The organism is Nitrincola nitratireducens (genome assembly GCF_000585235.1).
Classification (GTDB): domain Bacteria; phylum Pseudomonadota; class Gammaproteobacteria; order Pseudomonadales; family Balneatricaceae; genus Nitrincola; species Nitrincola alkalisediminis.
In genome coordinates this window covers 109,776-123,830 of the sequence record NZ_AONB01000007.1, presented here as the reverse complement: position 1 = coordinate 123,830, position 14,055 = coordinate 109,776, and the positions used below count along the sequence as shown (strand labels likewise).

At 47.5% G+C, this 14,055-nt stretch carries 20 protein-coding genes; 6 read left to right on the top strand and 14 right to left on the bottom strand.

The window, feature by feature from the left end; all coding sequences use genetic code 11:
• The first annotated feature begins 61 nt into the window (after positions 1 to 61).
• The 5 genes from tusD (at position 62) to D791_RS08425 (ending at position 2,136) form a co-directional block, all read left to right on the top strand.
• Complete coding sequence (tusD, locus tag D791_RS08445) at positions 62 to 460, top strand: sulfurtransferase complex subunit TusD (RefSeq protein ID WP_036510207.1); 399 nt, start codon at positions 62 to 64, stop codon at positions 458 to 460.
• A complete protein-coding gene (gene tusC, locus D791_RS08440) occupies positions 457 to 822 on the top strand; it encodes a sulfurtransferase complex subunit TusC (RefSeq protein ID WP_036510206.1) in 366 nt (121 codons plus the stop codon). The genes tusD and tusC overlap by 4 nt, the downstream gene beginning before the upstream one ends.
• A gap of 21 nt (positions 823 to 843) precedes the next feature.
• Entirely contained in the window at positions 844 to 1,131 is a 288-nt protein-coding gene (tusB, locus tag D791_RS08435) for a sulfurtransferase complex subunit TusB (RefSeq protein WP_036510203.1), read from the top strand.
• Positions 1,132 to 1,133: 2 nt separating this feature from the next.
• Entirely contained in the window at positions 1,134 to 1,457 is a 324-nt protein-coding gene (locus tag D791_RS08430; RefSeq protein WP_036510200.1) for a TusE/DsrC/DsvC family sulfur relay protein, read from the top strand.
• Positions 1,458 to 1,572: 115 nt separating this feature from the next.
• Entirely contained in the window at positions 1,573 to 2,136 is a 564-nt protein-coding gene (locus D791_RS08425) for a chemotaxis protein CheW (RefSeq protein ID WP_036510197.1), read from the top strand.
• 58 nt (positions 2,137 to 2,194) lie between these two features.
• Here the strand turns inward: D791_RS08425 and D791_RS08420 are convergent, their stop codons facing one another.
• From D791_RS08420 to D791_RS08360, 13 genes are all read right to left on the bottom strand, one after another.
• On the bottom strand, positions 2,195 to 2,974 hold the full coding sequence (locus tag D791_RS08420) for a TatD family hydrolase (protein WP_036510195.1): 780 nt from the start codon (positions 2,972 to 2,974) through the stop codon (positions 2,195 to 2,197).
• Positions 2,975 to 2,999: 25 nt separating this feature from the next.
• Positions 3,000 to 3,350, bottom strand: a complete 351-nt coding sequence (locus D791_RS08415) for a PilZ domain-containing protein (protein ID WP_036510192.1) — start codon at positions 3,348 to 3,350, stop codon at positions 3,000 to 3,002.
• Positions 3,351 to 3,372: 22 nt separating this feature from the next.
• Complete coding sequence (locus D791_RS08410; RefSeq protein WP_036510189.1) at positions 3,373 to 4,368, bottom strand: DNA polymerase III subunit delta'; 996 nt, start codon at positions 4,366 to 4,368, stop codon at positions 3,373 to 3,375.
• Positions 4,365 to 4,997, bottom strand: coding sequence for a dTMP kinase (gene tmk, locus D791_RS08405; protein ID WP_036510186.1), 633 nt, complete (start codon positions 4,995 to 4,997; stop codon positions 4,365 to 4,367). Before tmk ends, D791_RS08410 begins: the two co-directional genes overlap by 4 nt.
• Before the next feature lie 5 nt (positions 4,998 to 5,002).
• Positions 5,003 to 6,040 (bottom strand): endolytic transglycosylase MltG, encoded by a 1,038-nt coding sequence (gene mltG / locus D791_RS08400; protein ID WP_036510183.1) that lies wholly within the window; start codon positions 6,038 to 6,040, stop codon positions 5,003 to 5,005.
• A complete protein-coding gene (gene pabC, locus D791_RS08395; protein ID WP_051514352.1) occupies positions 6,034 to 6,864 on the bottom strand; it encodes an aminodeoxychorismate lyase in 831 nt (276 codons plus the stop codon). Before pabC ends, mltG begins: the two co-directional genes overlap by 7 nt.
• Before the next feature lie 90 nt (positions 6,865 to 6,954).
• Positions 6,955 to 8,193, bottom strand: a complete 1,239-nt coding sequence (fabF, locus tag D791_RS08390) for a beta-ketoacyl-ACP synthase II (RefSeq protein WP_036510180.1) — start codon at positions 8,191 to 8,193, stop codon at positions 6,955 to 6,957.
• Positions 8,194 to 8,288: 95 nt separating this feature from the next.
• A complete protein-coding gene (gene acpP, locus D791_RS08385) occupies positions 8,289 to 8,522 on the bottom strand; it encodes an acyl carrier protein (RefSeq protein ID WP_010323864.1) in 234 nt (77 codons plus the stop codon).
• A gap of 168 nt (positions 8,523 to 8,690) precedes the next feature.
• On the bottom strand, positions 8,691 to 9,434 hold the full coding sequence (gene fabG / locus D791_RS08380; RefSeq protein WP_036510173.1) for a 3-oxoacyl-ACP reductase FabG: 744 nt from the start codon (positions 9,432 to 9,434) through the stop codon (positions 8,691 to 8,693).
• Between the two features lie 18 nt (positions 9,435 to 9,452).
• Complete coding sequence (fabD, locus tag D791_RS08375) at positions 9,453 to 10,388, bottom strand: ACP S-malonyltransferase (RefSeq protein WP_036510170.1); 936 nt, start codon at positions 10,386 to 10,388, stop codon at positions 9,453 to 9,455.
• A 75-nt stretch (positions 10,389 to 10,463) separates the two neighbouring features.
• Positions 10,464 to 11,492 carry a phosphate acyltransferase PlsX gene (plsX, locus tag D791_RS08370; protein ID WP_237748572.1) on the bottom strand — a complete coding sequence of 343 codons (1,029 nt, stop codon included), beginning with the start codon at positions 11,490 to 11,492 and terminating at the stop codon, positions 10,464 to 10,466.
• A 2-nt stretch (positions 11,493 to 11,494) separates the two neighbouring features.
• A complete protein-coding gene (gene rpmF, locus D791_RS08365; RefSeq protein ID WP_036510167.1) occupies positions 11,495 to 11,677 on the bottom strand; it encodes a 50S ribosomal protein L32 in 183 nt (60 codons plus the stop codon).
• 18 nt (positions 11,678 to 11,695) lie between these two features.
• Positions 11,696 to 12,220 (bottom strand): YceD family protein, encoded by a 525-nt coding sequence (locus D791_RS08360; protein ID WP_036510164.1) that lies wholly within the window; start codon positions 12,218 to 12,220, stop codon positions 11,696 to 11,698.
• Positions 12,221 to 12,335: 115 nt separating this feature from the next.
• Here D791_RS08360 and D791_RS08355 point away from each other — a divergent pair, with 115 nt between their 5' ends.
• Entirely contained in the window at positions 12,336 to 12,917 is a 582-nt protein-coding gene (locus D791_RS08355; RefSeq protein WP_036510305.1) for a Maf family protein, read from the top strand.
• A 62-nt stretch (positions 12,918 to 12,979) separates the two neighbouring features.
• Here D791_RS08355 and sppA read toward each other — a convergent pair whose 3' ends face one another.
• Positions 12,980 to 14,050, bottom strand: a complete 1,071-nt coding sequence (gene sppA / locus D791_RS08350) for a signal peptide peptidase SppA (protein ID WP_036510161.1) — start codon at positions 14,048 to 14,050, stop codon at positions 12,980 to 12,982.
• Positions 14,051 to 14,055: the final 5 nt, after the last annotated feature.

Sequence of the window (14,055 nt, the reverse complement as noted above, 5' to 3'; positions counted from 1 at the left end):
CCGTTATCCTAAACTGATAACGGGGCTTTTTTGTTGAATTTAATGAATCAGAGTAATCAACGTGATCTTTACTGTCGTCGTGCATGCATCGCCTTGCCAAAATGCAGCTCCGGAAAGCGCCCTCCGATTCTGCAAAGCCTTATTAAGCGCTGGCCACACGCTACACCGGGTCTTCTTTTATCGAGACGGTGTCTTTAATGGCAATCAACTGATTAGCTCACCTCCAGATGAGCTCAACACGATGCGTGCGTGGCAAGCTCTCGCCGAAGAACACTCTATTGACTTGGTTATTTGCATTGCCGCGGCTATTCGTCGTGGAGTTTTGGACAGCACAGAAGCCAAGCGTTACGAACAGAATCAAACAAATTTAGCCGAAAAATTTAACCTATCGGGACTCGGTCAATTGGTTGAAGCCTGCATCCTGTCGGATCGTGTGATTACGTTTGGAGGACAAGGATGAACGCACCCAAGAATATTCTATTAATGAGCCGACGCGCGCCCTATGGCTCCTCCGCAGCCCGCGATCTTTTAGACATCGCGCTCACCTGCTCCGTATTTGAACAGTCGGTTGCACTATTGCTGCTAGACGACGGCGTTCTGCAGCTTTTAACAAACCAAGACCCGCAGGTGATACAGCAGAAAAACCTAAACAGCCTGCAGTCCTCGCTTTCTTTATACGATATCGAGCAGATCTATGTAGATGCCGATGCGTTAGCACATCATGGCATCCGCCATTCTGAACTGCACCTTCCCGTCACATTGCTTAATAAAGTCGAGATTTCTCAACTGATAGCGAATAGTGACGTTGTATTAACCGTTTGAATTAAGTTGGACGCTCTATTTATGACCTCGCTACATACACTTAATCAAGCACCTTCAAATGCCAGCCTTATGCAGAGCTGCCTGAGCAGCCTTCAGCCTGATGATACCCTGCTGCTAATCGAGGATGGCGTCTACTGGTTACTCGATACACACAGAGCTAAATTCCCCATAGCCCTAAACATCAAGGCACTGCGCCTTGATGCTCAAGCCCGAGGCCTACTGCCGCTAGTGGCTGAAGTGGATTTAATTGAAATGGATGAGTTCGTACACTTAAGTGTGACGCATGACAAAATTGTGAGCTGGTTTTGAAGATGACTTCCTCTATATCAGAATTACTGGACGACGAAGGCTACTTACGCAACCTATCCGACTGGTCGGAAGATATTGCGGAACACCTTGCACAGGAGAAACACATTCAATTAACACCCGAACATTGGGAAATTATTTACCTCTTGCGTCGATTTTACCAAAACTATGAACATTCACCGGCTATGAGGCCTTTGTGCAAAGCCGTTGCATTGGATTTAGGAGCCGAAAAAGGCAAAAGCCTACACCTGCTTAAACTTTTTCCAGGCAGTCCGGCCAAAGTGGCGGCTTGTTTGGCTGGGCTCCCAAAGCCGGATAATTGTCTTTAATCATCTATAGGCTTTTCAAGTAGATGACAGCTGTGGGATACTGCATCTATACTGTAATGACCTCAGGTTCACCAGGTTTTCCACTTACATGTGGGCCACTGACAGGAATAACAACATGAGTCTAGAAGCTGCTGCGGAGCAACTAAGAATGCTCCAAAACAACAATACGCATCAAAAAAAGCAAGAAGAAGCGGCGCGTCGCGCGAATGAAGACGATGTCGTTTATCATCAATGGGCTACGTTTCGGGTGAATAAGGAACTCTTCGGCATTGATGTTATGCAAGTGAAAGAGGTGTTACGTTTTGTCAATATCACCCCTGTACCCGGTGCCGACTACTCTGTGCTTGGTATTATTAACGTACGAGGCAACGTTGTAACCGTTATTGACACACGTCGCTTGTTTAATCTCCCCGACTCCACTCTGGACGATAACACGCGCATCATTATTGTTGAGCTCAATGACAAAGAAGTGATTGGGTTAGTGGTCGACAGCGTTGACGAGGTGATTAACCTGCCAGCCAATCGTGTTGATCGAGCACCCAACCTTAGCGGAGATGAGTCAACGCGCCGTTTTGTCCAAGGCGTTTGCTACCATAACAACATCTTGATTATTCTGTTGGATTTAACAAAAATGCTGCTCAGCATTACGCCAACAGCAGAAACCGAGCACATGTTCTGATCGCGACCTAACCACCTTGCTGCTGCAGGTATATCCTAAGCAGCAAGGTAAGGTACTGCTAGGCAGGAACTTTATTAAATAAACGGTAGAAGTTTTCTTGTGTTCTAGACGCCACTTCTTCAATGGTAATGCCCTTAATATCGGCAACACATTGAGCCACTTCAACGACGTAAGCCGGCTGGTTTTGTTTTCCTCTAAAAGGCACAGGTGCCAAATAAGGCGAATCCGTTTCGATCAGTATATGATCCAGAGGCACAGCCTTCACCACCTCTCTTAGCGCTTTAGCATTACGAAACGTGATAATGCCTGAAAAAGAAATCATATAGTTTAAATCGACAGCCGACATAGCCATGTCGAGTGACTCGGTAAAACAATGCAAAACACCCGCTGACTTGGAATTCCCCTGTGATGCAATCAGATCCAACGTATCTTCACGTGCATCTCGAGTATGAACAATAATAGGCAGGCCAAGCTCCCCGGCCACGCGTAAATGCCCAGAAAAACTCACTTTTTGAGCATCTATATGGTCACGGCTATAGTAATAGTCTAATCCAGACTCTCCTACAGCAACCACACGAGGGTTGGCCAATGCAGAACGTAGAGCGGCTTCATCAAAGGGCTGTTCATCGACATGTAAAGGATGCACGCCCGCTGACGCCCAAACACTCTCAAAAGGCGCTATTGCATCCATCATGGTTTGAAATTGAATTAAATCAATCGAAACGCAGAGCATTTTATTGACCTGCTTTGCTTGAGCGGCAGACACCAAATCGGACAAAGATGCTCCGAGTTTTTCAAGATTAATACGATCAAGATGACAGTGGGAGTCAATGAACATTAAAAGAGGCCGTCCTAAAAATCTATTAAAGCGTGTAGGTGCGGCGATTACTGTTTAACGCACCGGCGAGAATATTTTCGATTTTACGAACCAGCGCCGTATCTTCCCCTGACAACTGAATGCCTATTCCTGGCACTCGTCCACCTTGAGCGGCTTTTGGCGTGATCCATATGACCTTACCTGTCACTGGAATTTTATCAGGCTCATCCATCAGCGTGACCAAGACAAACACTTCATCACCGAGGCGATACGGTCGGGAAGTGGGAATAAAAAGACCACTGTTCACAACAAAAGGCATAAAAGATTTATATAAATCTTCTTTTGTCTCTATTGTCAGTGACAAGATCCCGTGGCTTATTCTCGGCACAATTGACATCTTTACAAAAACCCTCGAAGTGTTATCTGACCAACCCATTCCAGCGCATGAACAGGGTTTCGAGCAGAAGCTGGCGATTTGGGTTATGTCTTTCCATAAGACCAACCCGCTCGGCTTGCAACTGATCAATAAGTACAAACAATGCTGTTACATCGGCTTTTTTAGCGACAGCTGACAGCATCTTTTCCATGTCTGTATTGGTTATTTTAGCAGCTTCGGATGCTGTCTGCAGCCTTACAATGTCAACTAAAACACTATAAACCCAACCCGTAATCAATAAAAGGTCTTGTTTTTGCAACTTATCTGCTAATTCCAAGGGTGTAGCTCGTGCTTTTAAAATATCGATGAGTCCTTTCATTAAATCTGCGCGAAGACTGGTTAAACCCTCTTCTTGGTATTTAACGGCCAGCAAAGGTGCATCTTGAGCAATGGAAAGCAACTGAGCGGCCTTGTCGGACGACAAACCTAAACGCTCAACCAACCAGCTTACTGCATGTTCATGCTGGGGTGCTGGAAAGTCAATGCGCTGGCACCGACTCCTGATCGTCGGCATTAATTGGCCCGGCTGATGCGAGATAAGCATTATCAAGGTTCGCTGTCCGGGCTCCTCTAAGGATTTGAGTAAGGCGTTGGCCGCATTTACATTCATGCTTTCGGCTGGATCAACAATAACGACTCGATAGCCCCCTTGCTGGGCTGTACTGTGAAGAAAGTGGGTAAGATCACGCACTTGGTCAACTTTAATCGCTTTGCCTGACTCTTCAGGACACAAATGCACTAAATCAGGATGTGTCGAAGAGGATAACAGCTCACAGCTTTTACAGTGACCGCAGGCCACCCCATCTTCAGGGTGCAGACACAGCAAGGCTTGGGCCAAGCAACGAGCAAATGCGTGCTTTCCCATACCCTGATGCCCACACAGCAACAAGGCATGCGGTAAGCGCCCCTGATCCTGCTGTTCAATTAAACGCCGCCACAAATCGCTGGCCCAAGGAACGATTTCAACATGATCTGTCATTTCTGAACTCTGCTTAGCAAGGCCTGTCGGATTTGTGCTTGCACTGCCACTAGCGGGGGCTGAGCATCAATAATAATAAAGCGATCAGGCTCAAGCTGAGCACGCTTTAAGTAGCCCTCTCTGACACGCTCGAAGAAGGTACGCTGCTCAGACTCAAAGCGGTCCATCTCCCCCCTTGCTTGCGCTCGGGCCAAGCCGACCTCAACAGGCAAGTCGAGCAAGAAGGTTAAATCTGGCCGCACGTCACCCTGCACCAACTGCTCAAGCGAGGCAATCACATCCGTATTCATCCCCCGACCACCGCCTTGGTACGCATAGGTTGCATCGGTAAAGCGATCACAAAGCACCCATGTACCCTGACGTAAACTTGGCAATATACGCTCATGCAAATGCTGCGCCCTTGCTGCAAACATCAACATCAACTCCGCCAACTCATTGACATGCTCCGCCCTAGGCTGCAGTAACACGCTACGCAACTCTTCTGCAAGAGGGGTTCCACCCGGCTCACGCGTCACCATAACGGGGACTTGCAACTCATCCAAGAGCAATGCGTGGATGTACTGCAGATTGGTTGACTTACCAACCCCCTCCACGCCCTCAAGTGTAATGAATAATCCTTTTTGCGACATTACAACTATCCTCCAGGCGACGAGCGGTAATCACTGCGACGGTTACGCTGATAACGATTCACCGCATTGTTATGCTCACGAAGAGTGCGAGAAAAATGATGCGTGCCATCGCCTTTCGCAACAAAATACAGCTCATCACCATCTTCCGGATTCAAAGCCGCCGTAATCGCTTCTCGACCCACCATTGAGATAGGTGTCGGCGGCAAAGCTGGGATTGTATAGGTATTCCAAGGTGTTGGCCTTTGTAAATCGGCGCGTGTGATTCGCCCCTGATAAGCATCACCCATCCCATAGATCACAGTAGGGTCTGTTTGCAAACGCATTCCTAAATTCAAACGTCGCACAAACACACCGGCAATTCGAGGACGCTCACTTGGTACGCCGGTTTCTTTTTCAATGATCGATGCCATGATCAAAGCCTCATATGCAGAACGATAAGGCAAACCCTTCTCAGCCAACTCCCACTGCTGATCTAAAAAGCCATGAAGGGCTTGATAGGCGCGCCTTAGTAAATCGATATCACGACTGCCACGATTAAATTGATAGGTTTCTGCAAGGAACTGTCCTTCCGCTGCAACACCTTCTGGCGCCCCCAATAAAGCCATTACCTCAGCCTCTGACAACCCCTCCAGAGTTGAAACAAAGCGAGCATCAGCAGCGATAGCGGCAAGCAGCTGTTTAAACGTATGCCCCTCAACCAATGTGAAATAGTGGGCTACAACTTCACCTCTGTTCATTTTTTCCAGCACATCGCGCAATGACTGTCCTGGCTGTATTTCATACTCACCCGCTCGAATAGAGGTTATCTCAGGATGCAGACGAACATACACACGCATAAGCTCTAAATGCTCGATCCAGCCCCGCTCTTGCAATTGCTGCATCAACTGCATAAAGCTTGTACCACTTGGCACATTGAAGTATTCCTTCTCTGTTAAAGGCAAAGGCTGCAAGGCTTGCTTTTTAGATGCCTCAAGCACCCAAAGCACCGCACCAGCCGCCATCAGCCCCAACAACACAATAACTAAAAAAAGTTTCTTTAACATACGCGGTAACTTGCCTCTAACAATGCTTGTAATTTACGTGTCACAGGTCCAATGACAAATGAATGGGGCGACAGTTCCACCAATGGCCAAATACCAATGAGACTGTTACAAAAAAAGACCTCATCTGAAGCAAGCAGATCATCCAGACGATATCGCCCCTCATGTAAAACAATACTTTCACGCTCAGCCAAGTGAAGTAAATGCTGGCGCATCACGCCCCAGACACCACAACGATCTAAGCTTGGGGTATGAAGCTCACCAGCCTTTACCATGAACAGATTACTCATGGTACCTTCAATAACATAATCATCGATATCACAGACAACGCCCTCTTGCAGGTCTGGTGTCTGCCATTCGGAACGCGCGAGAACCTGTTCTAATCGATTTAAGTGCTTCATCCCAGCCATGCTTGGCGAGAGACCTAAACGCTGCTGGCAAAGCATTGCCTTGATACCAACACGAGCAGGTTCATTGGGATAGGTTGTAGGCGGTAAGTATTGAAGAATTCGTGTGGGAACAATCGTATCCGGCATTCGATAGCCTCGTAGCCCCTCCCCGCAGGTAATCGTAATACGCAAGACTCCCGTCTGATTTGCTAAGAACTGACGAATATCCTGCTCTACTGCTTCTACCACGGATTGAATAGGGATACCAAGACGCTGGCAACTACTGACCATTCGCGCTCGGTGCAAAGACCACAACAGCGGGGTGCCATGCTCGATAGGCAAGGTTTCAAAAACGCCATGACCGTAACTTAAACCACGATCAGTTACGCTAATGTGTTCAGCCTGAACGCCATTTACCCAACAAGATGATTGCATCATTTAAAATCGACTTAAAATAACGGCAGAACTGAACATTCAGACTGCCGCAAACAGATAACAGGAGCACGTCACTCTGATAGCGACGTGAACCTAGAGCTTTTTAAAGATTAACGTGCCGTTGGTTCCACCGAAACCAAACGAGTTGGACATCGCTGCCTCGATTTTACAGGGCTGCGCATGGTGAGCAACATAGTTTAAATCACAGCCTTCCGATGGGTTGTCCAGATTGATGGTCGGCGGTGCAACTTGATCACGGATCGCCAATACTGAGAATGCAGCCTCTACCGCGCCTGCAGCCCCCAATAAATGACCAATCATTGATTTAGTTGAGCTCATACGAACCTGGTGCGCGTAAGCACCTAGAACATGCTTAGCCGCATTCGATTCGGCTATATCACCTGCCGGAGTTGAGGTACCGTGCGCATTGATATAGTGAATGGCGTCCGAATTCAAACCAGCGTCTCGAATCGCATTGTTCATAGACATCGCTGCACCCGACCCATCCTCAGGAGGAGCCGTCATATGAAAGGCGTCATCGCTCATCCCGAAGCCTGCCAGCTCACAGTAAATGCGAGCACCACGTGCCTTGGCATGCTCGTATTCTTCAAGAACCAAAATACCGGCCCCCTCTCCTAATACAAACCCATCACGGTCTCTGTCCCAAGGACGGCTTGCCGCTTCTGGATTGTCATTACGAGTGGACAAGGCACGAGCCGCTGAAAAGCCCGCAACACCCAAGGGGGTTGTTGCCATCTCGGCACCACCAGCAAACATCACATCTGCATCACCATACTGAATCATACGCATGGCATGACCAATATTATGCGTCCCGGATGTACAAGCCGTTGTAATGGCGATATTAGGACCCTTAAGCCCAAATTTGATTGCCAAATTACCCGCGATCATATTAATGATACTGCCCGGCACAAAGAAAGGTGACACTCGTCGCGGACCCGATGCATTCAAGACATTATGTGTCTCTTCAATCATCGGCAGACCACCGATACCCGATCCAATAGCGCAACCTATGCGTCCAGCATTTTCATCAGTTACTTCTAGACCTGAGTCTTCAAAGGCTTGAATGGCCGCAACCATGCCATATTGAATAAACAAATCCATTTTACGTGCTTCCTTCACGTTCATGTAAGGCGATAAGTCAAAATTCTTAACAGATGCGGAAAAGCGGGTATTAAAGGCTGAAGCATCAAAATGACTGATGTGCTGAGCACCACTTTTCCCGGCTAGAATATTGTCCCACGTATCCTTAACAGTGTTACCGACGGGGGTCAACAGACCTAGCCCGGTGACAACCACTCTTTTGCGAGACATGAGATCCTCCAGAAATTCCGGCTATTAATAGAAAAGCCGCACTATACAGCAAATATAGGTGCGGCTTTTCGGCTAAACCTTGCGGGATAGATTACTTACTGATGCGCGTTGATGTAATCGATCGCTAGCTGAACAGTGGTAATTTTTTCTGCTTCCTCATCAGGAATCTCAGTTTCAAACTCCTCTTCCAGTGCCATCACTAGCTCAACAGTATCGAGCGAGTCAGCGCCAAGGTCTTCGACGAAAGAAGCACTGTTCACGACTTCTTCTTCTTTTACACCCAGCTGCTCTGCGATGATTTTCTTAACGCGCTCTTCAATATTACTCATATCTCTTCCTATTTAACTTTATGACACCATCACATCCCAAGATGCGAGACGCAATTTTATTAGAACCGATAACACTCTAGCAAGCGTGTTGACGGATTTAGTTATTGCTGATCGACAATTATCAACATCTGTACACAAAAAACAATTCTTTAACGCGAATAATGTACATCAAGACATGTACATGCCACCATTGACATGAATCGTCTCACCTGTTACGTAACTTCCACCTTCACCCGCCAAAAAGCCGACAACAGAGGCTATTTCATTGGGCTGACCTAGTCGTGCCATAGGGATCTGTGCTTGCAGAGTGGCTTTATGCTCCTCTGCCAATCCCGACGTCATATCTGTATCTATGAAGCCAGGGGCTACACAGTTCACCGTAATATTGCGAGACCCTATCTCTCTAGCTAATGCTCGAGAGAAACCCTCTAAGCCTGCTTTGGCTGCCGCATAATTCGCCTGGCCTGCATTACCCATTGAACCCACGACTGAGCTGATGCTGATTATACGTCCCCAACGCACTTTAGTCATGCCACGTAAGCAACCTTTTACTAGGCGATAACTAGAACTTAAGTTGGTGTTGATAACCGAATCCCACTCGTCGTTCTTCATACGCAACATGATATTATCACGAGTAATGCCCGCATTATTCACTAAAATCTCAATCACACCAAACTCATCGGATATGCTCTTCAAGACAGCCTCAACAGACTCAGGAGACGCAACATCCAATACAAGCCCTCGCCCACTATTCCCCAATGCTGCAAGGTAACCACTGATTGCAGCCGCACCCTGATCACTGGTCGCTGTTCCAACCACGATCGCACCTTGGGCTGCCAAATTTTCAGCAATTGCTTTACCTATTCCACGGGTTGCGCCAGTAACCAGCGCGACTTTACCTTCAATACTCATAAGACTTCCTGACAATCTTTATAAACTGAGTGCTTTTTCAAGACCCGCCACATCACAGATTGAAACTACTTCAAGTGACCGGTCAATTTTCTTGTTAAGACCACACAGCACTTTACCGGGACCGCATTCAACCAACGCAGTCACTCCCATCTCGGACATTCGCTGTACTGAAGCCGTCCACAATACAGGATTATACAGCTGCGACAACACATTCTTCTGCAAAATTACGAGATCGTCCGCTATATTGGCATCGACATTTTGCACGATTGGCAAACTGGGCGTAACAAAGTTTAGGCGCGCAAAAGAAGCGGCCAACTCATCAGCTGCAGGTTTCATCAGTTCACAGTGAGAAGGGACGCTGACAGGCAACTCAATTGCGCGCTTGGCACCCGCCTCTTTACAGGCGAGAATACCTCGCTCAACCGCTGCTTTCTCGCCCGCAATAACAACCTGACCTGGACAATTAAAATTCACGGGAGCAACAACTCCACCCTGCTTCGCAGCCTCCAGGCACGCCAATCTGACCGCCTCATCATCCAGCCCTAAAATGGCAGCCATCGCACCAGCACCCGGAGCAACGGCCTGCTGCATTAACTCGCCTCGACGACGAACTAAACGCACACCCTCTTCTAAGGTCAACGCTCCTGCACAAACTAGAGCAGAATACTCACCAAGACTATGCCCAGCCAACACAACTGGCTTCGCTTCACTTAACTGACCCCAAAGACGCCACAAAGCTACGCTGGCGGTTAATAACGCTGGCTGTGTATTTTCAGTCGCATTAAGCACTGACTCTTCACCGCTTTGTACCATAGCCCATAGATCAAAACCAAGCGCTTCCGATGACTGCTCAAAGGTTTCTTGGATAGATGGATAAAGAGCGGCCAACTCTGACAACATTCCAAGCTGTTGAGAACCCTGCCCTGGAAAAACAAAACCCAGCGTATTAGACATATATTCCTCTTATCACCCATCGCAGCCGACATTATACCGGCACAATTCGCCGACGATTCTACACCCTGCGACAGACTACTCTCTAGATAACTGACCCAATTGCGAGGCAATTGTATCACGGATACGGCCCGGCACATCATTATGAATATCAGTAACAGCCTGAGAAATAGCACAAACAAAATGATCTTGGTTTGCACCACCATGACTTTTAATAACAATACCTTGCAAGCCCAAAAAAGCAGCCCCGTTGCGTCGCCCAGGATCTATTTGCTGCTGCAATTCTTTCAAAACAGGACGCGCCAGCCAGCCCAGCATACGTCGATAGATGTTCTGAGAAAAACTGATTCGCAATTTTGAAGCAATAAAGCGTGCCAAACCTTCCGAGCTTTTTAAGGCGATATTGCCTGTAAAACCATCACACACAATAACATCTGCACGATGATCAAACACAGAGTCTGCCTCAATAAAGCCGATGTAATTCAATTGAGACTGCACTTTGAATCGCTCAGCGGCCAAGCGTACCTGCTCATTGCCCTTATAGGTTTCAATTCCTATATTTAACAAAGCCACACGAGGATGCTCAAGCCCCTCGACCGCTTTCACCATTCCAGACCCCATTAAAGCAAACTGCAATAAATGGTCGGCACTGCAGTCTACATTTGCACCCAAATCCAAAAGGTAGCAACACCCTTTCGCGGTAGGAACAGCGCTAATGATCGCAGGACGATCAACACCAGGAAGCATGCCCAGTGTTTTGCGAGCAAGCGCCATCAAGGCACCGGTATTTCCAGCACTCACGCAAGCAGAAACGACACCCTCTTTAACCATCTGCAGAGCTTTAGCCATGGAGGAATGCTGGCGATGCCGAAGCGCATACGATGGCTTATCATCCATTGAGACAGCGTCTTGACAATCAATAACAGTAAGACGGTCTAACAAAAGATCAGAATCGACCAACAAAGGATCAATTAAAGATGACTGACCAATTAAATAGATATGCAATGCAGGGTGCAGTGCGAGAGCGTGGAGACAGGCGGGAACGGTGATGCGGGGACCAAAGTCCCCGCCCATTGTATCAACAGCGATACTCAGTTTTGGAACCAAGCTTACTCGTCGTCTTGCTTAGTAATAACCTGACGACCACGGTAGAAGCCATCTGCACTTACGTGGTGACGACGGTGTGTTTCGCCAGTCGTTGCATCAACTGCCAAAGTAGGACCCGTCAACGCATCGTGCGAACGACGCATATCACGTCTTGAACGGGATTTTTTGTTCTGCTGTACTGCCATGGTAATAAAACTCCTGGTTTAACTCTTGTCAGCCTTGTTTTTTAACTGGGCTAACACACTAAAAGGGTTAGGTTTTTGTTGCTCTGGACTAACGGTCTCGGCCTCACCAAATGACATCTGCACACTGCAATCATGGTGCAAAGGCACAGATGGCAGCCCCAGAATTAATTCATCTTCAACCAAAGCAATAAGATCTGCATCTTCATCGAGCATAAGAAGCGGATCGTAATACCCTGGTAGGTTTCTGGCCTGCTCCTCATTGAGGACCACAGCAAGGCAGATCTCTTCATCAAGATCCAGTGCAACGGGCTCAAGGCAGCGCTGACAGGTCATAAATACTTTGGCCTGAACACTTCCTTTCACTGTTCGCAAATACTGTTCATCTGTTGAGAAATTCAACTCAGCCTGAGCCGTGCCTGTTTCTTGACATAAAAAAGAAACAAGACGGGGCATCGCTGAAAATTCAACGCTGCCAGTAATTTGCGCTTCCCGCTCAGCAAGCTTACGCGGGTCTGCTTTTTTGGGTAATTGACCGTTCGACATAAGCGCGCAATTCTAGGCACTGAATGCCTTCGTGTCAAAGGGATTCAGGGCTTTCATTCAATTAAATTGTGTTTATCATATGAATACTGGTTATTTTATCAAAAAAAGGCTCTTTATGAATAGAAACATCGTGCTTGCCTCTAGCTCACCTTACCGAAAAGCGTTACTTGATAAGCTTGGATTCGCTTATCGTTGCAGAAAGCCCGATGTTGACGAAACACCACTTGCAAACGAGTCGGCAGAAAAACTGGTCGCTAGATTGTCCGCAGCCAAGGCAGAAGTGCTCGCCACCCTATACCCAGACACCTTAATTATTGGTTCAGATCAAGTTGCCACTATTGATGGTGACATCCTCGGCAAACCGGGATCAAAAAACAATGCGACGGCTCAGCTAATGCGCCTATCGGGTCGCTGCGTGCAGTTTTTAACCGGATTATCCTTACACAACACGACGACAGGCATCACGCAAACAGAAGTCGTGCCGTTTAATGTGCACTTTAGGCAGCTCACGCCCGTAATGATCGATCGATACCTTGAACGTGAACAGCCATTTGATTGCGCAGGCAGCTTTAAATCCGAAGGGCTGGGAATCATTTTATTTGATAAACTTGAAGGTGATGACCCCAATACGCTAATTGGACTCCCGCTTATTCGCTTGGTACGAATGCTGGAAAATGAAGGGGTTGAGATTCTTTGAGATGTCTCGCCCCTAAGCGGGCGAGACTCTACTACCAAAACACGTCAACACACCTAAGCCCGCTAGTTTAATTGTGGCACCCACTGAATACTCAACTGCTGACTCAAGTGTTTAGCAATCGAAAGCCCCAGACGATCAAACACACGATCAAAGGGTGATGGTTGATAGGTGTAATTCACCATATGTGGAACCTGAACAACTTCTCGAGCCACGTAACTACTGCTACCAAGACCGTCGATCAAACCCAGCGCCAAAGCTTGCTCTCCGCTCCAGATAAAACCGGTGTAAAGTTGAGAGGTGTCCACCAATCGATCTCCACGACCCTCTTCAACCACGGCAATGAATTGACGATGAGTTGTATCCAGAACCGTCTGCCAGAAGGCCTTATCATCGTCTTTCAGGGGACTAAACGGATCTAAAAAGGCCTTATTTTCACCCGCCGTCAAGGTTCTTCGCTCAATCCCCATCCGGTCAATCAGATCCGTAAAACCGAAACCTGATGAAGTCACGCCGATGGAACCCACTAAACTGGCTTTGTCTGCATAAATTTCATCAGCGGCCACTGCAATGTAATACCCACCTGACGCGCCCAAATCGGTAATCACCGCATAGACTTTTTTGTCCGGATGCAAAGCACGCAAACGCTTAATCTCATCATTAATATAGCCTGCCTGAACTGGGCTACCTCCAGGGCTGTTGATACGCAAAATAACAGCTCGACTTTGATTGGCAGAAAATGCATTGCGCAAGGCCGTTACAACATTATCTGCGCTGGCATCCGCACCATCGGCTATGACCCCTGACACCTCTATAAGCGCCACGTGCTCTTTTCGCTCGACACTCTCTTTTGCACCTGAAAAATCTTTTCCGATAAAAAAAATCGCCAACAATGCGAACAAGTAGCTAAACGTCAAAAACTTAAAGAAGATACCCCAGCGTCTTGAGCGACGCTGCTCAACATTGAGTGAGGAAACGATTTTTTCAATCAAACGCCACTCTTTGCTGTTCGTATCCACTGCCGCTTTTTCTAAAGTCTTTTCCAGCTTCGCATCGGGTTTGGCTTCAGTATACGCCTTATCAAGCGACTCGGTTTTAGCCTGCTGTTCCGGATCATCCCAATGATTATTGCTCACGTAAA